The 23,051-nt window shown below is 45.6% G+C and carries 33 protein-coding genes and 1 pseudogene; 28 read left to right on the forward strand and 6 right to left on the reverse strand.

The window, feature by feature from the left end:
* Positions 1-391: 391 nt before the first annotated feature.
* From S2091_RS13405 to S2091_RS13420, 6 genes are all read right to left on the reverse strand, one after another.
* Positions 392-1,177, reverse strand: a complete 786-nt coding sequence (locus S2091_RS13405; RefSeq protein ID WP_105532450.1) for a hypothetical protein — start codon at positions 1,175-1,177, stop codon at positions 392-394.
* Between the two features lie 402 nt (positions 1,178-1,579).
* Positions 1,580-1,747 (reverse strand): hypothetical protein, encoded by a 168-nt coding sequence (locus S2091_RS24040; protein ID WP_165794984.1) that lies wholly within the window; start codon positions 1,745-1,747, stop codon positions 1,580-1,582.
* Between the two features lie 245 nt (positions 1,748-1,992).
* A complete protein-coding gene (locus tag S2091_RS13410; protein WP_105532451.1) occupies positions 1,993-2,904 on the reverse strand; it encodes a LysR family transcriptional regulator in 912 nt (303 codons plus the stop codon).
* A 416-nt stretch (positions 2,905-3,320) separates the two neighbouring features.
* The gene (locus S2091_RS24045; RefSeq protein WP_165794985.1) at positions 3,321-3,488 is read right to left on the reverse strand and encodes a hypothetical protein; all 168 of its coding nucleotides are present in this window, start codon (positions 3,486-3,488) and stop codon (positions 3,321-3,323) included.
* Positions 3,489-3,527: 39 nt separating this feature from the next.
* A complete protein-coding gene (locus S2091_RS13415; RefSeq protein WP_133166911.1) occupies positions 3,528-3,980 on the reverse strand; it encodes a hypothetical protein in 453 nt (150 codons plus the stop codon).
* A 173-nt stretch (positions 3,981-4,153) separates the two neighbouring features.
* The gene (locus S2091_RS13420; RefSeq protein ID WP_105532453.1) at positions 4,154-4,705 is read right to left on the reverse strand and encodes a helix-turn-helix domain-containing protein; all 552 of its coding nucleotides are present in this window, start codon (positions 4,703-4,705) and stop codon (positions 4,154-4,156) included.
* A gap of 37 nt (positions 4,706-4,742) precedes the next feature.
* Between S2091_RS13420 and S2091_RS13425 the strand changes: the two genes are divergently transcribed.
* The 28 genes and pseudogenes from S2091_RS13425 (at position 4,743) to S2091_RS13565 (ending at position 23,003) form a co-directional block, all read left to right on the forward strand.
* Positions 4,743-4,982, forward strand: coding sequence for a helix-turn-helix domain-containing protein (locus S2091_RS13425; protein WP_133166912.1), 240 nt, complete (start codon positions 4,743-4,745; stop codon positions 4,980-4,982).
* A gap of 68 nt (positions 4,983-5,050) precedes the next feature.
* Complete coding sequence (locus S2091_RS13430; RefSeq protein WP_105532455.1) at positions 5,051-5,305, forward strand: hypothetical protein; 255 nt, start codon at positions 5,051-5,053, stop codon at positions 5,303-5,305.
* 41 nt (positions 5,306-5,346) lie between these two features.
* The gene (locus S2091_RS13435) at positions 5,347-5,529 is read left to right on the forward strand and encodes a hypothetical protein (protein ID WP_105532456.1); all 183 of its coding nucleotides are present in this window, start codon (positions 5,347-5,349) and stop codon (positions 5,527-5,529) included.
* Between the two features lie 27 nt (positions 5,530-5,556).
* Positions 5,557-5,793: a hypothetical protein gene (locus S2091_RS13440; protein WP_133166913.1), complete on the forward strand. Its 237-nt coding sequence runs from the start codon at positions 5,557-5,559 to the stop codon at positions 5,791-5,793.
* Between the two features lie 66 nt (positions 5,794-5,859).
* Positions 5,860-6,786 (forward strand): hypothetical protein, encoded by a 927-nt coding sequence (locus tag S2091_RS13445; protein WP_105532458.1) that lies wholly within the window; start codon positions 5,860-5,862, stop codon positions 6,784-6,786.
* 208 nt (positions 6,787-6,994) lie between these two features.
* Positions 6,995-7,207 carry a hypothetical protein gene (locus S2091_RS13450; RefSeq protein ID WP_105532459.1) on the forward strand — a complete coding sequence of 71 codons (213 nt, stop codon included), beginning with the start codon at positions 6,995-6,997 and terminating at the stop codon, positions 7,205-7,207.
* Positions 7,204-7,572, forward strand: a complete 369-nt coding sequence (locus tag S2091_RS13455; RefSeq protein ID WP_105532460.1) for a hypothetical protein — start codon at positions 7,204-7,206, stop codon at positions 7,570-7,572. Before S2091_RS13450 ends, S2091_RS13455 begins: the two co-directional genes overlap by 4 nt.
* Positions 7,569-7,880, forward strand: coding sequence for a hypothetical protein (locus tag S2091_RS13460; RefSeq protein ID WP_105532461.1), 312 nt, complete (start codon positions 7,569-7,571; stop codon positions 7,878-7,880). Before S2091_RS13455 ends, S2091_RS13460 begins: the two co-directional genes overlap by 4 nt.
* Positions 7,877-8,278: a recombination protein NinB gene (locus S2091_RS13465; protein ID WP_105532462.1), complete on the forward strand. Its 402-nt coding sequence runs from the start codon at positions 7,877-7,879 to the stop codon at positions 8,276-8,278. The genes S2091_RS13460 and S2091_RS13465 overlap by 4 nt, the downstream gene beginning before the upstream one ends.
* Positions 8,275-8,853, forward strand: a pseudogene (locus S2091_RS24800) (DNA cytosine methyltransferase); the annotation flags it as partial. The gene S2091_RS13465 and the pseudogene S2091_RS24800, both read left to right, overlap by 4 nt.
* A 687-nt stretch (positions 8,854-9,540) precedes the next feature.
* Entirely contained in the window at positions 9,541-9,798 is a 258-nt protein-coding gene (locus tag S2091_RS24805; RefSeq protein ID WP_423828240.1) for a DNA cytosine methyltransferase, read from the forward strand.
* Complete coding sequence (locus S2091_RS13475) at positions 9,795-10,271, forward strand: TRM11 family methyltransferase (RefSeq protein ID WP_105532464.1); 477 nt, start codon at positions 9,795-9,797, stop codon at positions 10,269-10,271. Before S2091_RS24805 ends, S2091_RS13475 begins: the two co-directional genes overlap by 4 nt.
* Positions 10,268-10,600: a nuclease domain-containing protein gene (locus S2091_RS13480; protein ID WP_207769704.1), complete on the forward strand. Its 333-nt coding sequence runs from the start codon at positions 10,268-10,270 to the stop codon at positions 10,598-10,600. Before S2091_RS13475 ends, S2091_RS13480 begins: the two co-directional genes overlap by 4 nt.
* Positions 10,597-11,601: a hypothetical protein gene (locus S2091_RS13485; RefSeq protein ID WP_105532465.1), complete on the forward strand. Its 1,005-nt coding sequence runs from the start codon at positions 10,597-10,599 to the stop codon at positions 11,599-11,601. Before S2091_RS13480 ends, S2091_RS13485 begins: the two co-directional genes overlap by 4 nt.
* Positions 11,598-11,846 carry a hypothetical protein gene (locus S2091_RS13490; protein WP_105532466.1) on the forward strand — a complete coding sequence of 83 codons (249 nt, stop codon included), beginning with the start codon at positions 11,598-11,600 and terminating at the stop codon, positions 11,844-11,846. Before S2091_RS13485 ends, S2091_RS13490 begins: the two co-directional genes overlap by 4 nt.
* A complete protein-coding gene (locus S2091_RS13495) occupies positions 11,843-12,187 on the forward strand; it encodes a hypothetical protein (protein WP_105532467.1) in 345 nt (114 codons plus the stop codon). The genes S2091_RS13490 and S2091_RS13495 overlap by 4 nt, the downstream gene beginning before the upstream one ends.
* Positions 12,184-12,522 (forward strand): DUF1064 domain-containing protein, encoded by a 339-nt coding sequence (locus S2091_RS13500; RefSeq protein ID WP_105532468.1) that lies wholly within the window; start codon positions 12,184-12,186, stop codon positions 12,520-12,522. Before S2091_RS13495 ends, S2091_RS13500 begins: the two co-directional genes overlap by 4 nt.
* A gap of 205 nt (positions 12,523-12,727) precedes the next feature.
* A complete protein-coding gene (locus tag S2091_RS13510; RefSeq protein WP_105532470.1) occupies positions 12,728-13,228 on the forward strand; it encodes a hypothetical protein in 501 nt (166 codons plus the stop codon).
* 58 nt (positions 13,229-13,286) lie between these two features.
* A complete protein-coding gene (locus tag S2091_RS13515; protein WP_105532471.1) occupies positions 13,287-13,466 on the forward strand; it encodes a YodC family protein in 180 nt (59 codons plus the stop codon).
* Positions 13,467-14,336: 870 nt separating this feature from the next.
* Positions 14,337-14,780, forward strand: coding sequence for an HNH endonuclease (locus S2091_RS13525; RefSeq protein ID WP_133166914.1), 444 nt, complete (start codon positions 14,337-14,339; stop codon positions 14,778-14,780).
* A 149-nt stretch (positions 14,781-14,929) separates the two neighbouring features.
* Positions 14,930-15,478 (forward strand): HGGxSTG domain-containing protein, encoded by a 549-nt coding sequence (locus tag S2091_RS13530; protein ID WP_105532473.1) that lies wholly within the window; start codon positions 14,930-14,932, stop codon positions 15,476-15,478.
* Positions 15,447-16,754 carry a phage terminase large subunit family protein gene (locus S2091_RS13535; protein WP_105532474.1) on the forward strand — a complete coding sequence of 436 codons (1,308 nt, stop codon included), beginning with the start codon at positions 15,447-15,449 and terminating at the stop codon, positions 16,752-16,754. Before S2091_RS13530 ends, S2091_RS13535 begins: the two co-directional genes overlap by 32 nt.
* A gap of 1 nt (position 16,755) precedes the next feature.
* A complete protein-coding gene (locus S2091_RS13540) occupies positions 16,756-18,195 on the forward strand; it encodes a DUF4055 domain-containing protein (RefSeq protein ID WP_105532475.1) in 1,440 nt (479 codons plus the stop codon).
* Positions 18,195-19,247: a phage minor head protein gene (locus S2091_RS13545; RefSeq protein ID WP_105532476.1), complete on the forward strand. Its 1,053-nt coding sequence runs from the start codon at positions 18,195-18,197 to the stop codon at positions 19,245-19,247. The genes S2091_RS13540 and S2091_RS13545 overlap by 1 nt, the downstream gene beginning before the upstream one ends.
* 201 nt (positions 19,248-19,448) lie before the next feature.
* Positions 19,449-20,237 (forward strand): DUF6651 domain-containing protein, encoded by a 789-nt coding sequence (locus tag S2091_RS13550; RefSeq protein WP_105532477.1) that lies wholly within the window; start codon positions 19,449-19,451, stop codon positions 20,235-20,237.
* Between the two features lie 70 nt (positions 20,238-20,307).
* Positions 20,308-21,474, forward strand: a complete 1,167-nt coding sequence (locus S2091_RS13555) for a P22 phage major capsid protein family protein (protein ID WP_105532478.1) — start codon at positions 20,308-20,310, stop codon at positions 21,472-21,474.
* A gap of 66 nt (positions 21,475-21,540) precedes the next feature.
* Entirely contained in the window at positions 21,541-21,780 is a 240-nt protein-coding gene (locus tag S2091_RS13560) for a HeH/LEM domain-containing protein (protein WP_105532479.1), read from the forward strand.
* A gap of 119 nt (positions 21,781-21,899) precedes the next feature.
* Complete coding sequence (locus S2091_RS13565; RefSeq protein ID WP_105532480.1) at positions 21,900-23,003, forward strand: hypothetical protein; 1,104 nt, start codon at positions 21,900-21,902, stop codon at positions 23,001-23,003.
* Positions 23,004-23,051 lie beyond the last annotated feature (48 nt).

The raw sequence follows: 23,051 nt of genomic DNA on the forward strand, positions 1-23,051 counted from the left end.
TTAGAAGAGCAGAGCGGCGCGAACCGCCCTGTGTTTCTAGGTCACAACCAACCAATGGAATGAAGTGTTGAGAGCAAAACAGCCAAGGCTGTGATGCAATGCGCTACATCTATTTTTAGGCTCACCTTTACTGCTTTAAATGACAGTTTCAACATGGCAATAAGCCTTATTTACGCTGGCAGCGCTGCCAACTGATTAAGGTCGGCATTTATAGAGCGCCGTTGCTTGGCGCTTGCTGTTGTAAGGTGCACCTTGTTTCAGCTGTACTTGATTGGAGACATCCGTACTCCAATCGTCGCAGCTCAAGCGCGATACCTTGAAATCCATCTTGGTGTCGCGTTATCACCTTTAGCGGATTAGCAGTCCGCAGTCTGGGTGCTACCCCAGATTCTTAAAACCTCTCCTGCTTTTTTGGAGGGGATTTTTTGATAAAATTAGACACATCAACATGCGCTCTTTTGAGTATAGTTAATGCATTATCATGACGCTCTTTCACATACCCAAAATCTGGCCTTGAAGCACAAAGCGCATCGACCATAATAACCATTTCAGGAATTTCAATGCCGCTTTCGACTATCGCTCTAAATTCAAGCAAGAAGTCCATATAAAAACCACCATCTGCAGGAATAGAGCCCATATCAGAAGCTACGCTACCTCGTGAAAATTCCAGTATGTCAACCCCCATTTCTTTAAAAGTTGGGAGAGCGTGATGCCATGCGCCGCCCACTAGGTCGCCAATAATAGGTAGATCGCTCTCTGAGCAGCGCATCATTAGCCCATGATTTAGCAAGTGTTCTCGTGGTGTTTTTAGATAAAATCTCGCGTGATAACACCATAAAGCAGCATCATTCTTTCTGTCATACTGCAATTTAACAAGCATATCTCTAGCTTTTTCCGCTAATTTTTCAGCGGCACCAAAATTAGTCAATGTAATGCGAGGTTCTTCGGCCGCAATTTTTTGTAGTTCAATTGTTTTTTCATTAGCCGCGTCCAGTCGAGTTGACACCGTCTGGAAATCGCTTGAATGAGTTGCTATGCTAAGTAAAAGATTTATTTCCTTTACAAGCTCAGTGGCTGTTTTTACTTTCATTTCAAACTCAGCCCGCTCTAGAGAATCAACTTCCAGCTTTGAAATAATTGGCGGGATTCCGCCTGAATTTAATTTCCAAACTCCCACGTGCATTCACCTGTTAAATAAAATATTGAAAAATGATTACAATCGCCGTATACGCAATAAAAAACCCGCCGTAGCGGGTTTGGTTTAATAGGTAAAATCTTAATCTTGATCTTCGAGTATTGCCAGGACGGAAAATACACCTGCTACTGACAAACTCATTCTGCTGGCCTCAACGAGGCTTTTTACAAGATCACTTGAAAAAACACTGAAGGCCAAAATCAACAAAGGAAATAGCGCGGCTCCGTTGGCAAAATCAATTCCGGTTTCTCTGCATAAAAATATTTTTGCTGGAGAACTCCTGAGTCGGTATTGCTGAACTAGCGTATATAAAAGTCCGGAAATGACTGAGCATATATCAATCCAATTTCCATCCCAATGGATAGCGAACCCTGTCACTTGCGATCAGGCCAAATGTGATTGAACTGCCCCTACAACACCGCCGATGGCAGCGCCGATAACGTGCAAATCGAATGGCAAAGCAACCCAACCAAGAAAAGTGCCGGTCAAAACCGACCCGATTAATGCGCCAGCTGCAATAATTTTTAATTTATGTATGGTGTTATTTTTCATATACAAACTCCCGATTTTTTAGATTTTACTATTCAAGTAAATCTTTTATTATTTGATGATCAAATATAACAAGCGACAGCAGCTGACATTTGCAATTTTGAATCATAGAGGCAAATTTCCTTTAGTGGCGTTCGCGATGAATCGACCAAGAAATATGCGTATATGTTAGCAAAAATGCGAATTTCGTACAAGAAATAACAACCTAATCCTTGTTATTTCAAGACAATTCGTTATTTCGTTGTCCTTTACGTGTGTTTTTGTAGTAGGTCAGCCTGTGGATAACTTTTTGCCTCACCATATTTCTTTTTGATAATTTTTATAAAATTTTGGTGATTTTCATTCTCAAAATCACTCTCACGCAAACATATCGAAAAGCTGAGATTTGTCCATGCATCTGTCAGTCGTATATATCGTGCTTGAAAATAGCGTCTCGCCGTTGACATCGGCATCACAGCAATTCCAATGGAGTGCTTTACAAGCTCACTTTGCATTTCGGCAGTGCCGGTGCTTGCGCGAATGTTGACGGATTTTCCGTTTGCCAGTGCCGCCTCATGCATCAATCCGTTAATTTCGCCCTGGGTAATATCAGTCACAAAATCATATTCCAGTGCCTCTATAAATGAAATTTGCTTAAGTCCGCGCCGATTGATTGGGTGCTTATGGTTAGCTACTACTACGAGCGGCTCAGTTTTGTATTCAATTAAAACCAGTCCCGCCACCAGCGGCTTGGTTGGTATCAGCCCAATATCTGCTGCACCACTCAATACCTCGCCAAAAACTTCAGTGTGGCGCATTGGTTCCGTTGCCACCCGCATATTTTCATTTTCTTTTAGCAGGCTCCCAATCGCTGGCACTGCATCTGCGATCAGAAGAGCAGGGGATGACACAATTCTTAGTGCTGGACTATCCGTCAGGCTGGCTAGTTCTTTGCGCATATTCTCATCAGAAGCAAGCATCTGGTTTGCATGCTTCAAGGCTATTTCCCCAGCCTTTGTTAGTCCAAATGGCCCCGATCTTGTAACAATTTTCACGCCAAGTGAATTTTCTATTTTTTTTAAACGATCTGAAAATGTAGATTTTGATAAGCATAATTTCAGCATCGCAGTCTTAAAACTGTCAGATTTCGCTATTGCTAGAATTATTTCGAGGTCGTACATAAATATTTTTTGCGAAGTCGGTATTTTTACTTTATTTCAATCCTCCTATGGAGCAAGATTTTTTACAATAATCCAATATTAAGTATTCCGGATTATCCGCCAAAAAGGACGGGAAAGCCGGAATCACAGGTAGTGCATTCCGCAATTAGTTGCAGTATTATTTTTGCTGAATTTACTTATGCGCAATTGTTGGACATGCGCAACCCGAACGCACGGATGCATTCAGATAAAATATTCAAGGGATTATGGAAATTAATACTGAGGAGAGGGATTTGATTATTGCGCTTAGGATTTTGCCAAAAGATATTGCGGGCTCGATTTTTCGGACTGCCGCATCTCAATTGAAAATATATTCATCGACAGAGGTGGGTGAGTCTTCTGATCGCGCGGCGGAAGTGGTGACCCCACCGCGCAGATTACGACTCGTCGTTGGCGGCAGTTGATTCTTTAGGGGCTTCTTCGGCCATTGTAGTAATAAGGCTTTTCCCGCCAGCGGTAGCCTCTCGGAAAAGCTTAATTAATCGCATCTCAGGCGGCGTAAGGTGTGCAACTTCAGTGGTTAAAGGTTTTATTTCATCGGTCATGTATAGCTCCTGTATGAGTTAAAACTTTTATTAATCCGCCTAAGATCGAGATATTGTTTCGTTATTTTTTTCTAGCATGTCTTTTGATAATGACATTATCGATAATTTACCACTATTTGTTGCTTTTCTGAAATTTGTGATTAATTCGGTTTCTTGATCACTAATCCATAATAAGTGCAGCTTCTCGCTTGATTCAGAAGCATTCCTTACTTCTGCGCATTCATCATGGGTGCGAATTAAGTGTCTGTCGGCTTGCAGTGCGCTCATAGCCACTAACGCCAGCCTGGGGCTAATTTCCTCTAGTCGTACCTGAAATGCTTTTGTGTAAGCAATTGCGGCCTCTAAGCCGATAGGGCGCAATCCATTTATGTGTTGGTAAATAAGTGCTTGCCCACCCTTAATCTTATGTTCTCGCGCAAAAGCCGCACGATTAATACCATAAAAACGCTTATTTAGTCGCTCTGCTTCTTCAAGTTGATTCCATATTTTCATAGCAGCAATGCTATATAAAACATGCAATAGCATTGCTATAGATCGACTATGATTGTTGTGCGGAGTTAATTAGCCGAGCGACGTTTAATTTCTTGGGTGGCGATTGATCGCCTAAAGCTGGAAATTAGCTCGCCTATGTTTTGGTGAGCTCATGACTGCTTAATTGGGTGTGGTTAGGCTGCGTTTAATTTTTTAGACGGCGCCATGGGAACTTCTGTTTCCTTTGGAGCTTCATCGGAAATCGTCAAAATTAGTGACTTACCAGCATCTGTTGATTGTCTAAATTTAGCTAGCAATTCAGCCTCTCTATTTAATTGATCCGTTTTATCTTTCGATGCCGTCAACTGCTCATTACTGCGCTTTATTGCAATATTGTGTGCCTGGTGCAGTTCTAGAGCGTCTTGAGCTGCATTTAGTATCTTGTTTCGGCCCCTACCATCCGTTGATTCCATGAGCTGAATAACCGCTTCAATGTCAGGGTGAAACTTGGTGCGAACCTCGATAGGCTCAACGTGCTCAAGATTTGGTTTTCCCCTGCCTGTTTCCAGCCATAACGCATTTACGCCTAGCACTGACGCAATCATGGGTAGCTTTGTTGAGCTTACCGACTTACCTGATTCCAAATCAGAAATTGCAGGCGCGCTAATGCCCACCCGCTTTCCAAGTGCTGCTTGAGATATTTTTTTAAGAGTTCTTAACTCTTTAATTCGTGTACCTATTGACATGGGCAGATTGTTACATAAAATTATTTAAGAATACCTATTGACTTTAATGTTAAGTATTCTTAATATTCGTTTTATGAATATTCAGAAAACCATTTCATTAATTAAGTCGGCTGGACTTACGCAATCTCAAATTGCAAAGTTTGTTGGCTGCAGTGCGCCAAACATTAGTGATCTAGCCAATGGCGTACATGGTCAAGTTCGTCCTTCCAGCAAGGTTGTAGACGGACTTAGAAAACTATTGTCTGAACATGGTTTGCAAGAAATTTTAGACCCCTAATAACGTTTAACTTCCATCGCATCACCAGTTTTAACCGAAAGCCTGAAATTAATTATAGGAGCACCACTATGAAAAACAAGCAAAGCAGAAACATTGCAGTTCAAGTCAACTTAACACCTGATGACTATGTCGCTATCAGCCAAAAATTTAAAACTTTGGGCTTATCTAATAGCGGTGGTTTTCAGTATTTAGCTAAGCGTTTCGGTTCTCAGCTTGATATGAATGTTAGCCCAATCGTGATTCAGAAAGATAGGCGCAAAGCACCAGTAAAGTGCCAGCACTTTCCGGGCCGCGCTCGAAGTAGGGCTGTTATGCGCCAATGAATCAATCGGATTAATGACAATAAAAAGGGTGAGGAGCCTTGATGACTGAATTAAAGCAAGCAGAGGAATTGGCTTCACGTGCATCAACAAGGTTTTATGAGGTTGATAGCAAAGTAATCGCAGATAAGAGAGAGAAAAAAAATACCGAGGGACTGCTTGAAGATTGGAATGTAAAGCGCAGAGAGTGGCGACACGCAGAATGTGTTTTAGAAAAACTCCGTTAGCTGTTGAAAATTAAGGGTCAAGAAAAAATGAAAAAATCACTTCGAATTTTAAAGGCGTTCAACCTAGCTGCGCTTTTATTGGCACTTTTTTTAATCGCTGATTTTTGTAGTGGATGGGCTGGTATCGCTTTACTTATTTTAATTTTCACCTTGTTTTTCACTAGTCACGCCGAAGGAATGGCTGACCAGTATCGCAAAAGCGTGGATGACGATTTAAATCCGCCTGGCGCGCCGGTCACTGACTTTCCTGAATTAAATTTGTAGCAAAGCCCACATAGCACTAACTATCGGGCGATGTAGTTAAACCAACTGAACCGTAAGGGATTAATCATGAATGCAGTAATCGAAAAAACCGAACTCAATCAGGCTCAAGTCGGCCTGTACAAGAAATTCACCGTTGCGCGCACCGATGGCAGCAGCGAGCCTGGCGGTAAGCATGAGCATGATGAATATTTTGTCTTGAATTTAACTACAGATAAGCATGCGCTTCCGGCGTTGAAAGCCTATGCCAAGTCTTGTGCCTCTGAATTTCCTATTCTGGCTACTAATCTTCGCGCCAAAGCTAAAGCGCTTAACCACGATGAATATGTAACGGTACCGGAAACCACACTGCCGAACGGTGTAGTCGTTCCTGAGTTTAAGGTCGGCAAATACATCACTGGCTGTGAAGATGAACAACTTGCGATCAATGCAGTTGCAGCACCATGGGTAGAAATCAACTTCCACGATGCAAAAGCCGAGGCTGAAAAATCCGGCTTGAAGCTGATCACCGAAACGCAATATTTAGCGATTGCGCACAACATCGCTCAGCAGGCCATTAACTGGACTAGTGGTGTAGTCGGTGAAGGCTCGATCTTCCAAGGCATCCGTAACGGTGATTATGACGAAGCGCAGCCTGGCACTTTTGTATCGGAAGATGAAACTGAGCGCCGCTGGCATGAACTTTCAAACGGTGAGCGCGTATTCGATTTCGCTGGCAATTGCTACTCATGGATTTTTGATGATGTGCAAGGCGACGAAAACGGCATTGTGAATAAAGAGTTTGCCGCTGATTCACCATCGATCACGACCGCGCCAGCGCCTTCTATGAATAAAGGTTGCGGCTGGTATCCGAATGCTGGCAATGATTGGTCCGGCAGTGCGCTCGTTCGGGGCGGCTGCTGGGATTCGGGCGACTATGCCGGCGTCTTCCTTCTCTACTACGGCGGTCCTGCCTGCGAGTACGGCAACGTCGGCTTCCGCTGCACCATCCAATAATTCGGGTCACTGATCTCTGGTAACGGGTCACGGCGTAGCTGTGACTTCTTTGAAAAACGAAAGCAGATAAAGAAAAACCCCGCAACGCACTAACGTTCGGGGCCGTGTTGGTCAATCGCAGTTGAACCAAAGAGGACTTAATTATGCATCAAATAATAAGCATCGGTCAATCGTCAATAAACAACAGTGATTATGCGAAGGAATTTGCATGACTACGCTAAACGAAAACATTCCATTAGCTGATGCATCAGACTTTCTCGGCCTGATTACCGAGCGCATCCGCGATGCGCAAGGTCACCACATTTATAAATGCCCCAATGTTCCTGCAGAAGGTATGCAAGTGCTGGATAACTTTCTGGCTGGTTGGATCAAAACATACTGCGCTTGCGTTGATGCAGCTTGTAGCGAGGCGATGCCATGAGCGCCTTTATTGTTTTTGGAATGAACGAGGATCAGAAAAATTTAGCCGTAGCTCGCGCTAAAAAGGCGATTTCCGGATTAGTCAAACGCACAGAAAAAACAATGAAGCGCGAATTAACAGAAGAGGAATATTCCATTCTACTTAACGAAGAGCTGCCAATTTACATATTAAAAGCATTCAAGCCGGTTTCGGCGCCTCTCAGCGCACCACAATTTTGCCGTGACTATATCGCTGCCGCTAAGGTGTGCAAATTTGATTGCGAAATGAAAATCATGATGCGCGGCACGATTACTAAAATCGTCAAACGCAAACGGGGGGGGGCTGTGGAAGTCTCTCGCATGGGATGGGTGGAATATAGATCATGAAAAGCCTACATTCTGAAACCAAATCCGAATCTTTCCACTCTCTATCCATCCCAGAGTATTTGCAGCCTGCCGAAAAGCGCATTATCGCGCTTTTCAACAACACCAGCATCGCACTAACTAGAAAGCAAATCCGTGACGCCTTGGGCGACATGGAGCTCTCTGGTGTATGCGGTCGCGTCAATTCGTTAATTACCAAAAACCGTCTTGCAAATCGTGGTGAGCGAAAAGACCCGAAAACACGAAAATCACAGGGGCTGGTCGGCCTGCCGGTGTCAGTTCAATTTTCATTGATTGGGTTCGCCGCATGAAGCGCCCATTCGTTATTTTAAATGAACAGATACGCCAAAGCGCCATTCAGCACGTTTCCACCTTACCTCTCGGCTCCGGCTTAACTACCGATACCGAACCTTCACGCACATTAGACCAGAACGCCGCACAGTGGCCGATTCTCGCGGCGTTTAGCAAGCAGCTTGATTGGCCCATTAACGGTCAAATGACAAAGATGACCGATGAAGAGTGGAAAGATGTGCTCACTGCCGCATTCAAGCAGGAAACTACGCGACTTGCAATGGGCCTAGACGGTGGCGTTGTCATGCTTGGTCAGCGCACCAGCAAGTTCGGCAAAAAAGTGTTTAGTGAATGGATTGAGTTTCTTCACGCGGTTGCCGCGCAGCGCGGTGTTGTTGTTTATGAGGATGCCGCATGAGATACGGATCTGTATGTTCTGGCATTGAGGCTGCAAGCGTAGCTTGGCACCCACTAGGATGGTCGGCGGCATGGCTAGCTGAAATCGAATCATTCCCATGTTCTGTTTTAAAACATCACTATCCAGTCGTTGAAAATCTTGGTGATATGACGCAAATCGCCCATTTAGTGCGCGATGGCTTTGTCGAGGCGCCAGATGTTTTGGTTGGCGGCACTCCATGCCAGGCATTTTCAATCGCAGGTTTGCGCAACTCTCTTGATGATATGCGCGGTCAATTAACCCTCTCTTTCGTGGATTTAGCAAATGCAATCGACACAACTCGACTTCTTCGCGGTGAGCAAGAATCAATTATCGTCTGGGAAAACGTCCCAGGCGTCCTCAGCACCAAAGATAACGCATTCGGATGCTTTCTTGCAGCGCTTGCCGGAGAGGATGAGACGTTCGAAGTTCCTAGGGGGGGTAAATGGTCAAAGTCTGGTTGTGTGTTTGGACCACAAAGAACAGTCGCTTGGCGCATCCTCGACGCCCAATATTTCGGAGTGGCCCAACGTCGCCGCCGTGTGTTCGTTATCGCAAGCGCTCGAAAAGACATTGATTGCACAGAAATTCTTTTTGAGTTCGATGGCGTGCGCAGGGATATTGCGCCGAGCCGAGAAACGGGGCAAGAAGTTGCCGGCACAATTACATCAGGCGCTTACAGTGGTGGCGCAGGTGGAAGGCCGGAAGGCGCAGCGTGCGGGCATTTCCAGCCAGTCGTAGGTACGATTGGAGCTCGAACAGGATTGAGTATTGGCGCCCAAGATGCTGCATGCGGACATTTATTGCCAGTCACAACAAACCGAATGGTTGCGTTTGGTGAGTATGTTGATGATGGAACTGCATCCACCATGAAAAGCCGTGATTATAAAGATGCAACCGATTTAATCACTTATGGAATTCCTGGTAATTGGATAGGGCGAGCGCCTGAAAATGGTGGAAATGCAACCGAGCCAATGCATAACATCGCGCCTTGCTTAACTAAAACCGATCAACATGCTGTTTGTGCCCCCAATTTAATCGGTGCATTTAAGGGTGGGCAAGGCGCTAAGGCTGGCGGAATAGGTTTTGATGAGAATGTCAGTCCAACTTTGTCAGCAGCAGATAGCGGATCAAATAGAACGCCAGTTATAGCGTTCTCGGCTGATACCACTCCAACACTAACCAGTAATGGCGACGCTCACTCAGGCTTCCGCGATGAAAATGGATTGGTTGCTGAGCGATCAATGCAGGTGCGCCGATTAACTCCTATTGAATGTGAACGCTTGCAGGGATTTCCAGATAATTACACACGTATTCCAGAGCGTTTTTACAAAACTCGGCGCATAACTAAACTTCGCACTCCAGATAGATGGGAAAAAGCAGATGGTGGGTGGTTACTCATGTCTGCTGATGGTCCGCGTTATAAATCATTGGGTAACTCAATGGCTGTTCCTGTGATGGCTTGGATTGGCGCACGCATTCAAATGGCGGTGGCAGCATGAATCAAAAATTAATTCTCGATCCGTGCTGCGGCAGTCGCATGTTCTGGTTTGATAAATCCAATCCGAATGTTTTATTTGGTGATATTCGCAACGAAAAGCATATTTTATGCGACGGAAGAGAGCTGAATATTGCGCCCGACGTTGAAATTGATTTTCGCAATATGGATTTCGACAATAACAGCTTTAAATTGGTTGTTTTTGATCCGCCTCATCTTGTAAGAGCCGGTGAATCTGGTTGGATAGGAAAAAAATACGGGATTTTGCAAGCTGACTGGAAAGATCATCTACGCCTAGGTTTTTCAGAGTGCTTCCGCGTCCTAGCTAATGATGGAATATTGATTTTTAAGTGGAATGAAACACAGATAAAAGTCAGTGAAATTCTAGCGCTTACGCCGGAAATTCCATTGTTTGGACATAAATCTGGCAAAAATTCTGGCACTCATTGGATTTGCTTCATGAAGGGCAATTCATGAAACGATCCCGCATGAAATCCAGCCGCCCTAAAACCACAAAGATACGCCAATCAGCGCGCATGCAAGATTGCACCTTCCGTTTTCCCGCTATCTGCAATTACAACCCTGAGACAACCGTCTGGTGCCATTCAAATGAGATTGAAGACGGCAAAGGTGCTGGATTGAAAGCTCGTGACGAAGAGGGCGCTTATGGATGCTCAGCATGCCATGCATTTTATGACGGCGGTTACGTTAATCACGATGTTGACCGTGGCTATGTACGCGCAGGATTTAATGTTGCACGGGCTATTAGTCAAAAAATATTGAAATTAAAAGGCTTAATGCCATGAGTGAAATGCAAAACAATAATCCCGCTCCATACCCGCCAGATACCAAAGCCAAAGGCTGGCGGTTTGAGCTTGATCTTGAGCAGATTAGCCAATCTGATACTTGGGCTCTCGCTTCACTGGAAATTCGTCCGTGGCTTTTAATGCTTTGGTCAGTGTCATGGCAGCAAACGCCTTGTGGCTCCCTAACTGGTGATGACGAAATTATCGCCGCTCGAATCGGAATGAAACTTACCGCTTTCAAGAAATGTCGCTCTGTTTTATTGCGCGGGTGGGTTTCGGCAAATGACGGCAGGCTTTACCACCCGGTAGTTACCCAGCGCGTGCTATCCATGATTGATGTAAAGAATAAAGAAAAGGACAGGAAAGCCGCGTACCGGGCAAAGATGAGCGGAATTGTCCCACGGGACAACCAAGGGACTGACGCTGGACAGGACGCTAGACGCGACGCGGACGGACGTGGGAGTGACCCCGGAGAAGACGCTACCGGAACTGGAACCGGAACCGGAACGTCCTTTAAATCTAATAAAGATTCGTCGTCATCTAACGACTTGCCAGAAAATCAAAAATTTGACGACGAATTTCATGGAAAAGCGCCAATGCCAAAACCAGAAGAACCGGCACCAGATACATCGGAGGCTACCAAATTCGCCGTTGCACTGCGCAAGCAGGGTGTGAAGGTCACTGCCGTGCATCCTACGTTGCAGATTTGGGTAGATCGCGGTGTGACCATGCTACAAGCCAATGAGGCGATTCAAAAAGCGCGTCAGTACAAGCCGCACCCGGAGCAGATCGAAATGAACTACCTGAACACGATTCTTTGCGAAGCACTTAAACCAAAAGCTGCTAAATCGGCGCCAATGCCCGAAGTGCAGAAGTGGCACGAATCTGCCGCGGGCATCCAAGCTAAAGCCAAGGAATTTGGCTTAACCCAGGAAAGCGGTGAGCATTTCCCATATTTTCGCGATCGAGTAGCGAAAGCTGTTAGGGAGGCTCGCACATGACTTGCCCTTGCTTCAATCCACTTGATGGTCGCATTCAGCGCGGCAAAGAATGCTGCGACATCAAGGAATTGGCGATTATGCCTTTAGCCCACCTTAAAATCGCCACTAAAGCGATGCCGAAATCAGAGTGGGAGGAGTTAAAACCCAAGGTAGTTGCAAGGCGAAAGTTAATCAGGGAAGAGCGGGAAGTAAGAATTAAATCGGCGCGTGACCAGGCAATTACAACTTTGAAGGGTGTGAAGTGATTAAACCAAAACGAATTTTTGACCATGAAACAGTGCTTGCATTCATTCAAGAGAACGCTGGCACGAAATACACCGGCGCGGTCCTAGCAAGAATATTCAAAGTAGATCCATCTGAAATGCGCGCAATGCTTCAAAAAATGCATTCGGAAAATTTAGTTGAATCTATTTCCGGACATTGCAAATATTTTTTTATTTCCAAGGCGACTGTTGAAAATTTAATTTTCCCGACGCATCGCGCGCATGCGTTTAAGCCTTACGTGCAACCTAAAAATATGGGTGAACGCTGCAAAGAGCTGTATCCGTCCGGTCATAGTTTTATCGCTATGGGGCGAGAATCATGAAGAATTATGCTCTTGGACGATTAAAACAGGGCGTAATGAATAAAACGGAAGCGGCCTATGCTGCGCACCTCGAATTACTAAAGCATGCTGGCGACGTGCTTTGGTACAAGTTTGAAGGCGTGAAATTTCGACTTGCCGACGCAACTTTTTACAGTCCTGATTTTGCAGTCCTCACAAAAAACAATGAGCTTCAAATTCATGAGATTAAGGGCTTTTGGCAAGATGACGCAAAAGTAAAAATCAAAGTTGCCTCGGATTTATACCCATTCAGATTTATTGCTGTCTACGCCATTCCAAAGAAAAATGGTGGCGGCTGGCGCCAGGAGGATTTCTGATGGCGATGGAATCGTGGATGTATGGAGATCCTGAAACAGTCGCTATTCGCCGCCAACAGGCCGAACTAAGCAAGCAGCGTGCATGTGGCGCGTGCGTCCATAAAGTAAGCGTTGAATGGAATGGCGTCATGTATCACGGATGCGAATTTAAGCGTCGTGTGTTTGGAAATAGATGTGAACTTTATCGAGTTAAACAGGAGACAGCATGTCAATAGGCCAAATGTACGCAAAATCAGTTCAAAGCAGCAATTTAAAGGATGATGCATATCACCACGATACTGATAAATTAGCGGCCATGGCGCTATCCAAACGGCTCGGCTCTGAACTTTTCCGGGTAAAGTATGCGAATGATGCGACCAGTTACCCGCGACTGCTAGAAGAGTGGATTTGCATTGTGCGAAATAAGGCGATTCATCGGAAATGGCCTGTGCATGTCAGAGCATCGTATATTGCCAAGGCTGCGCTTGATTATTGGTTGAATCCAGTTTGCCAAGTATGCACGGGACGTGGATTCGATTCAAAAATTAATAAATCTGGCGAGTACGAACATGATTGCAAACCGTGTGGCGGTAGCGGACGGAAATCGGTAAGTGGCGAGGCTAACCTGCTTCAATTTATTATTGATATGGTTGAGGCACTTGATGATATGGAGCGTATATCAGGTGGTTTGGCGATTAAACGATTGGCAGATGCTTTTGATTTTTAAAATCTGTTGTATTATCGCAATTGGTTAATCGTTGGTAATTTTATAATCGGAGAATAAAATGGCAGATGCTTTAAAACCTGGTGATACTGTAAAACTTAAATCTGGTAGCTCACTTATGACTGTTAGTGAACTTTATCCTAATGGTAAAGTAAATTGCTCATGGTTCTTGGATGGGGATGTTAAAACAGCCGTATTTATCAAAGAAACTTTAAAATTACAAACAGCAACCCCAGACTAGTAAAAATATTTCTTGCACTGTCTGTAAACACAGTATATATTCATGTCACTGCATGTCGATACCTTAACTGATTGGGCATGCATAATTTGAGCGAAAGCGGGGCACCGGCGTTACCTTTAAGCCGCTATCATCTGATTACTTCGTTCGCTCAAAATTTTGTCACTAACAACTATATGTTAGGCCAAATATATTAGCCGCACTCTTTGCTGAGATGCGGCTTTTTGCATTTGGTCATCCAGTTTTGGCTGTACGTTAGTTACTCGGTAGGCGAGAGCGTGTGATTAATAATCGCAATGCGCAGGTTCGATTCCTGCCTCCGCAGCCAAATTCATTGTTGAGGGGAGGTGAGTTTATCTACGCCACATCAACACAGCAAATCACACGCTAAATCGTTCTTTAACAACGAAGTCGCCAACTAAGCGATAACACATCAGCCGTATAAGCTAAACGGCGCGTAACGCTGTAATACGCAAGAATTTAAGAGAGTCCCGTCTGGGCTGGATGAAACCCAGAGACAAGCGACAGCCAAGGTCATGATCTGATCCGCTGTCGCCCCTATTCGAGTAAAGAGTCTCCGACGCTGATAAATCAGCGTTTCGCCCGTGACGTGCATTGAATTGCACCACGGGCTTTTTAATTGGGTGTTCACATGCACATAGCCGCAATGATGATGATTTGGTGGGGCATGTGGATGCCAGCACCGCCTGCCAAAAAAATTCCAGATGCGTCGGAAATAGTTAGTGAGTGCAATCCATGACTGTTGTGTGCTCTAAGTGCTTAGAGGAAAAGCCGGAGTCAGGTTTTCACAAAAATAAAGCTGCACCCAGTGGGCTGCGACTTGAATGTAAAGCGTGCAGAAAAAGTATCGGAATGAATTATCGAAAAATACCGGATGTCGCACAAAAATCAGCGGTGCGAATTTCTGAGTGGGTAAAGAAAAACCCAGAAAGCACTAAAGCTGCTCAGCGACGGCATGCGGAAAAGAACCGTGAAATGCGAAGGCAGTACAGCAGACTATATCAAAAGGAACATCGGGCGCAAGATGCTGAGCGATCTGCAAGGCAGCGAGCCGAAATTAAACGAGCCACGCCAAATTGGGCAAACTTGGATTATATCGCCGGTATTTATGAGTTATGTGCTCTATTTAGAAGGACGGGGCTTGACTGGCATGTTGATCACATTATCCCAATTAATGGGAAAAATGTGGTTGGTTTTCATGTTGAAAACAATCTTCAAATACTTTCAGCGATTAAAAATATTTCTAAAGGTAATCGGCTGAATGATCTAGATGGAGGCTGCTTATTGCCTGCTTAACAGTGCTTGGCAACAGTATGCCACCTGTATCGTTAAGCGTTGAATCTGTTGCATGAAACACTATTACTAATGGTGATTATTAAATTAATCGCCGCCTAATTCTCTGAATTAATCACCCAATTTCGAAACGAACCCCATGAAAGACTCACATGCAAAAAACATGTGGGGCAAAGACTCGCAGCGGCGGGAAGTGTCAAAAAGCCCCGTTAATTGGTAAAACTCGCTGCAAATTACATGGCGGATTAAGTACAGGCAATCCAAATGCTAAGGGAAATCAAAGCGCAACCAAGCACGGGATTTACAGCGATTTAATTCATGCCGACGATTTATCTGTAGTTGATGACGTTAAATCCGCATCCGGCAAGATCGAAGATGAATTGCTTATCGCCAGGCTGCAATTACGGCGCGCATTAAAAGCCCAGGCTAACGCGGATGCTTTGCTTGATGGCATGGAAGTTTTCGAGACGATTGAGCGCGAAGGTGCTGAATTGGTTTCAGCTAAAAGCGAGATTAAAAAGAAGTTGCGTGATTATCCGCAAATCATTGATCGCATTCTTGCTCGGATTGAATCCCTTGAAAAGACACGGGTTGAGTTGGCTAAAACGAACGGCGGCAAAGATGATGCCGATTCAATTACAAGGGATGATACGGTCATCTTAAAACCTGATGAGCCAATCCCAGAAAAGCCAGTCCTCTAATATTGGGCTCACACCAAAGCAGGCTAATATTTTTGTATGGGGATGGCAGCGACAAGCCCGTTTTCGAGATGCTGTTTGCGGTCGGCGATTCGGTAAAACGTTTTTAGGTGCCAAGGAAATGCGCCGGGCGGCAAAGTTGGCCGTCAAGTGGGAAGTTTCTACTGATGACGAGATTTGGTACGCTGCACCGACATTCAAACAGGCAAAGCGTGTTTTCTGGCGTCGGCTTAAAAAAGCTATTCCACCTGGCTGGCGCGCTGGCAAGCCGAATGAAACCGAATGCAGCATCACACTAACGTCAGGCCATGTAATCCGCATTGTTGGCCTAGATAGTTACGATAATTTGCGTGGCTCAGGGCTGTTCTTTGTGCTGGTTGATGAGTGGGCAGATTGTCCTTATGAAGCATGGGAAGAAGTTTTGCGGCCCATGTTGTCAACCTGCCGCTACTGTATTGATGGCGTTGAATATCGCGGTGGGCATGCGCTGCGCATTGGTACGCCGAAAGGATTTAATCACTGTTACGACACGTATTTAGCTGGGCAAGGGCGTAAGCCGGATCATAAAAGCTGGCTTTATACATCGCTTGATGGCGGAAACATTCCAGATGAGGAAATTGAAGCGGCGCGCAGCAGTATGGATCCGCGCACGTTTCGTCAAGAATACGAAGCCAGTTTTGAAAATTATTCCGGTGTTATTTACTACTGCTTTGATCGCAGGAAAAATCACACCGATGACACCGTTCAAAAGGGTGATGAACTTCATATCGGCATGGATTTTAACGTCGGGCAGATGGCCGCAGTTGTCTTTGTAATTCGCAATGGTTTTCCGCGCGCGGTATATGAGTTTATGGGTGTTTTTGATACACCGGCCATGATCGAAAAAATTAAAGCCCGGTACGTTGATCACCGCATTGAAGTCTATCCAGATGCATCGGGCAACAACCGCAAAACCAATAACGCAAGTGAATCTGATATTTCATTATTGAAAAAAGCGGGCTTTATTGTTCGTGTAAATCCAGCTAATCCAGCAGTAAAAGACAGAATTAATAGCAAGAATGCGATGCTTTGCAACACTTACAGCGAGCGCAGATTATTAATTAACACGACGACCTGTCCTAAATATACGCAAGGCTTAGAGCGCCAAATCTGGACTGAAAAGGGCGATCCAGATAAAACCAGCGGATTTGATCATGGTAATGATGCCGGTGGTTATTTCATCGTAAGCAAGTTCCCAATAACTAAGCGCACAATCACAATTACAGGCTTAAATATCTAATATGCTAAAAGTAAATGAGCCATCTGACGCTATTACTGCAATGCAGCCGGACTGGGCAAAGGTTGATGCGCTGGTTGGCGGCACTAAAGCGATGCGGGCAGCTGGCAAGGCATATTTACCTCAATGGCCGAGTGAAAAGGATGCAAGCTACGAATACCGCCTAAAAACGTCTACTTTGTTTAATGCGTTTTCTCACACAGTTGAGAATATGGCTGGCAAGCCGTTTAGTGAACCGATCGCTTTCGATAAAGTTGACGAAACAATTCAAACTTGGTTCGATAACATTGATTTAGCCGGCCGCAATCTACACGTTTTCGCGAACGAGGTTCTTAAATCTGGTTTGAAATATGGATTGACACATATTTTGGTCGATTATCAGCGCACCGAAGGTGTGCAGACCCTCGCTGATGAAAAAGCGATGGGTGCGCGACCATATGTAATTCATATTCCACCTGGCGCAATTCTTGGCTGGATGAGTGATGTTGTGCATGGCGTTGAAATGTTGACGCAAGTGCGGATTTTGGAAAATGTTACCGTTCCCGACGGTAGTTTCGGCACAAAGCTAATTCAACAGGTTCGCGTACTTGAAGTCGGGAAATGGGCTACTTTTCGCAAAGGCACGGATGGCGAATGGGCGAAATTTGATTCCGGAGCGGTCATGCAAAAAGCAGGCGTGCCGCTCAATTTCATACCTTTAGTAACGTATTACGGTAAACGTACCGGATTTATGACCGCAGATTTGCCTTTGGGCGACCTAGCTGATTTAAATATCAAGCACTGGCAATCAACAAGCGACCAAGATTCAATTTTACATACTGCGCGAGTGCCAATTCTGGCGGTTTTTGGTGATGATCGAGATGAGGATAATTCAAAGCCGGTCGTGATCGGTGCTGGGTCTATTTTCAATCTACCTCTTGGCGCAGATGCGAAATTTGTAGAGCATACCGGTGCAGCAATCGGCGCAGGCCGCCAATCCTTGCAAGATTTAGAAGCGCAAATGCGCTTAATCGGCGCTGAACTATTGATCGATGCAACTGGTGACGTGTCGGCCACACAAGCCGCACTCGATACCGCACAGCAGCAAAGTAAGTTATCGGCAATGGTGCAAAACCTTGAAGATACTCTAGACCAAGTGACTGACATAATGTCTGCGTGGGCAGGCATTACAAACGATGGCGACATCACTATATTTAAAGACTTCGCCAAGGCCAGCGTAACTGGGCAAACCGAGATCATGCTCACCAATGCAACGACATTGAATTTGATTTCGCCTGAAACGTGGTTCTCTGAAATGAAGCGGCGTGGCGTGATTGATCCGGATGCACTCTGGGCGGATGAGCAGGAGCGGCTTAGCCTTCATGCGCCAATGCTGCCCAATATACCTCCTGCTGTTGTGCCGCCAGTGCCAGCGGTGATTCCTCCTGAAAATGTAGAAGCATAATGGGTGCCGTAGACGCCGCCATATTTGAAGCGATGATCGCGCACGCAATGAATATTTTGCGTTTTAGCGCGGGTGTCAATAAGGCAATCCTTGAATTACTCACCCAATTAAGTCAGGATTTAGTTAAAAAACTGCAAGAATCTGATTTAACCGAGTTCAATCAGCAGCGCACGCAAAAGCTGCTGCGCGAATCTGACGCGATTATTAATAATGCCTATGGCATAGCGCAAGCATCAATAACTGAGCAGTTAAATGGACTGGGCGGGGTTGAGAGCCAGTTTGTTAAAAATCTATTGAATTCAGTGCTGCAGGTCAGTTTGGATATTTCTCTGCCGAGTGCGCAATATCTGAAAACGCTTGTTTCTGAAGTGTTGATTCAAGGTGCACCATCTAAGCTATGGTGGGAACGTCAGGCTGCCAATACCACATTTAATTTCTCCAACGTCGTGCGCCTTGGAATGGCCCAGGGTGAAACCATTGATCAAATTGTTGCGCGCGTAGCTGGTAAAGGCGAACAACCCGGCATTATGAATGTAGCGCGAAATAATGCGCGTGCTTTGGTACACAGCTCGGTGATGACGGTATCGAATCAAGCCAGGCTGGAAACGTTTAAGCAGAATCCGAGCGTAGTGAAGGGCAATCAATGGCTGGCAACCATGGATAGCCATACTTGTGTGCTATGCGCGGCCAGATCAGGCCTTGAGTGGGATTTGGATGGTGCGCCTATTGATCATGATCTGCCGTTTCAAGCTCCTCCGATTCATTGGGGCGATCGCTGCGTGCTGTCGCCTGTATTGAAAACATTTGCAGAAATGGGCTTGGACATTCCTGAGATTAAAAAAAGTACTCGCGCCAGCTCAGGTGGGCAGATCAGCGCCGATACAACATTTACCGACTTTCTGAAATCAAAATCTGACCAGTTTCAGAATGAAATGCTCGGCACTGGCAAAGCCGATTTATTCCGGCGCGGCAAAATTAGCCTATCCGATTTACTTGATCAACGCGGCAACGAACTAAATCTTGCGCAGTTACGCGCCAAATACGACAACTGAAAGGAGGTGATCTTCTCCACTCGCAACCATAAGCGACAGTTATATAAGCTACACAAGCCAGCCTAAACCGCTGGCTTTTTTGTTTTCAGGCCGTGAATCACTCCGATTCGCGGCTTTTTTTATGTCCGCAGCGCGGAAGCAAGCGGACGCAACGGATCGGATGATCCATCGAATAGGCCGGATGGCCGGAAAGTTAGCACTATGAAAATCAAACTTGATGATAAGGGCAACGTAGTTGTTCAGGATGGCAAGGTTGTTTACGTGTACGACGATGGCAAGGAAGTGGCATTTGATGCTGTTTCTACGGTCGCAAAAATCAATGGATTAAACGGTGAAGCGAAAGCGCATCGTGAGCGTGCCGAAGCAGCAGAAACGAAATTGAAATCATTCGAAGGCATCGCCGATCCTGAAATCGCACGTAAAGCGCTGGAAACCATCAAAAACATCGACGACAAAAAGCTGGTGGATGCTGGCAAGGTCGAAGAAGTGCGCGCTGCCGCTGTTAAGGCTTACGAAGACAAGTTGGTCGCTGCCAATCAAACGCACGCCGAGCAAATGGCGAAGTTGCACGTGGATTTGGAGCGTGCCAATGGTGATCTTCATTCTGAAAAAATTGGCGGCAGCTTTAATCGCTCAAAGCTAATTACTGAAAAGTTTGCAATTCCTGCTGACCTGGTGCAAGCCCGATTTGGGAGTGCATTCAAGATTGAAGAAGGCAAAATCGTTGCCAAAGACAACGCCGGAAATAAGATTTTTTCTCGCTCTCGTCCTGGTGATTTAGCTGACTTTGATGAAGCACTTGAAATTCTAGTTGATCAGTATCCCTACAAGGATCAGATCCTCAAGGGTTCAGGTGCAACTGGTAGCGGGGCAACAGGTGGGAATCAAGGTGCTAGCGGTAAGAAAACAATCCCCCGGTCACAGTTCGATGCAATGGATGCTGGCAGCAGAGCAACCGCTATGCGAGACGGTGCGACCGTAACAGACTAACCCCAAACTATTTTTTGACAACTTGAACCCGCCATGTGCGGGTTTTTTCATTTCTGAAAGGCTCTACGTCATGGCGAATAACCTTAACGGTCTAATTCCGACCTTGTATCAAGCGCTGGATATTGTTTCCCGCGAAGTCGTTGGATTTATCCCTGCTGTTGCTAAAAACTCCAATGGAGAAAAAGCGGCAGTCAATGAAATTATCTCTATTCCACAAACAACACAGGGCGGTTTAATTGACATCGTTCCGGGTGCTATTGCTGGTACCGGTGGCAGTCAAACTGTTGCGCCGCTCAACATGACAATCTCGAAGTCAAAGGCTTACGAGGTTCTCTGGAACGGTGAAGAGCAAAAAGGCATGAACAACGCCGGTACTTATAACGGCGTGTTGATGAATCAATTTACACAAGGTTTCCGTACTTTGGCAAACGCTGTTGAGGCTGATTTGGCTCTTTGCGGCTTCTCTGCATCGCGTGCTTACGGTACTGCTGGCACTACGCCATTTGGTAACGCTGGTGATTTGTCTGATTTTGCTCAATCACGCAAAATTCTGATCGATAACGGTGCACCAATGTCTGATTTGCATATGGTCATGAATACAGCGGCAGCCGCTAACTTGCGCGGCAAACAGTCTAGCTTATTCAAGGTTAATGAATCCGGCACTGAGATTCTGTTGCGCACAGGTTCGATTGCTATGCCTGTAGATGGTTTCTTCCCGCATGAATCGGGTCAAATTCAGACTTTCACAAAAGGTACTGGTTCGGCATATACAACCGATACAGCAAGTTATGCCGTTGGCGCAACTGTCATTAATTTGATCGGTGGATCAGGAACAGTTTTAGCCGGTGACGTCGTGTCATTGGCAGGTGATACCAATAAATACGTGGTTGCTGTTGGTACTGCCGCGCCTGGCCCAATCACATTGCAAGCACCAGGCTTGCGCCAAGCTATTCCAGCTGTAGCCACTGCATTAACCACTGGCGCAAGCTATACCGCCAACTTGGCATTTGATCGCAATGCAATTCAATTAATTACTCGCTCACCTGCTATGCCAATGGGTCCAGACGGTAAAGCAATCGACATGGCCGAAGATGTGATTGAATTGCAAGATCCTGTTACTGGCATCGTGTTCCAGATTGCTATGTACAAAATGTACCGCCAAGTTAAGTATGAAATTGGCTTGGCATGGGGCACAAAAGCAATTAAGCCGAATCACATGGCAATTTTGCTGGGTTAATCGGGAAGTTATATCGATGTTTAATTAAAAGGGGGCTTCGGCTCCCTTTTTTTGATTGGAAATTGTATGAGTGATGCATGTGAAACAGTAAAAATAGTATCTCCAATTACGGATGAAAACCCACTGGGCTTCATCGTAATTAATAAATGTGATTTAACTGATGCCGATAATTTATTCGGCGAAAGCGTAGCAACTGCTGTGTTGACTTTCCCACAGCTCAAAGATGCATTGACCGCCAAGGGCGTGACTATTCCGAATGGCGCGAAAAAAGCTGACTTGCAAGCGTTACTTGATGCGAATAGCTAATCAAGTGTAACCGAATCAAACCGCCATCCTTTTAGAGTAATTAGCTGAATTTAATAGGGGATAGAGCGGATTTAATGCATTCGTCTTTCCCTAAAATCTACTCTTAATGAGGACTTAATATGTTCCCAACCACAATTCCCCTCCGCACGGCTCTTGCGGGCGGTGGCCGCCAAAATGCAACGCAGCTTGGCGCTGATGTCAATGTGTTGTCAGTCGTAGCAACGGCTGGTGACAGTGCAATTTTACCTCCAGCAACTCAGGGTGTGACAGTTCGCGTGTATAACACAGGGCTTCAAGCAGCTCAAATTTTTGGCTATCAAGCTGGAAACAATACGGATACCGTTGAAACGCAAGCGGCAGGTATTAGGCAGCCAGCAAATAGCTGCATTGATTATTATTGCGCGATTCAAGGAAACTGGATCCCAGAATATCAATTCACACATAATTTGTTGGCGGTAACTGATCCTGTCGCAACCAACGACAATACTCAAGGCTTTGGCCCGGGCTCAGATTGGTTCAACGTTCTACTGAGTCGTGAATGGTCTTGCCTTAGTGCTGCCACTGGTGCTGCTGTGTGGTCGTTCGATGGCTGTGTGCCTGGCGTTGGCGTTGATCCATCAGGCATGCTGACTCAGTTCGGTAACTGCGCTATCACGCCTGCATTGACCCCATTTGCTCAATTTGGCGAAGAGGGTAATTTGTACCGCAATATTGCTAACCCTATTGCTGGCAATGGCACAGACACGACGGACGATATTTTAGATGGCTTTGTGCTGCCAGCTAATGCATTTGATCAGGCAAAACGCGGATTGCAATTAACATTCCAAGGCAAATTTGGCGCTACAGCCAATAACAAGCGGTTCAAAATTTGGGCAAATCCGACAATTGTTGGCGGCTCTATAGTTGCTGGCGTTAATTCTGGCGGCTCTGTTTCTAGCGTTGGTGCTGGCGCGCTGCTGTTCGATTCCGGCGTTCAAACCAACAATGCAACCGGTTTAGCGGTCCTGTTGCAGTTGTTTAAATATGGCGTCGCTGGTAGCAATACGCAATATAGCCAGGCTCAGCCAATTTTCGGTACTGTCCATGGCGGTGTAAGTATGCCGGTGTTTTCAACACTCGTTGAAAATGCCCCGATTAATATTGTGATTACTGGTTCGTCGCCTACTACAGGCGCAGCCGGCGACGTTGTTCTGAACTTTTCCGAAGTAAATGCAATGAATTAAAGCTAGTAGGCGAGTGCTAGAAACTTAGCATTCGCTGACGCTTATTGC

The organism is Solimicrobium silvestre (genome assembly GCF_002976435.1).
GTDB classification, from domain to species: Bacteria; Pseudomonadota; Gammaproteobacteria; order Burkholderiales; family Burkholderiaceae_D; genus Solimicrobium; species Solimicrobium silvestre.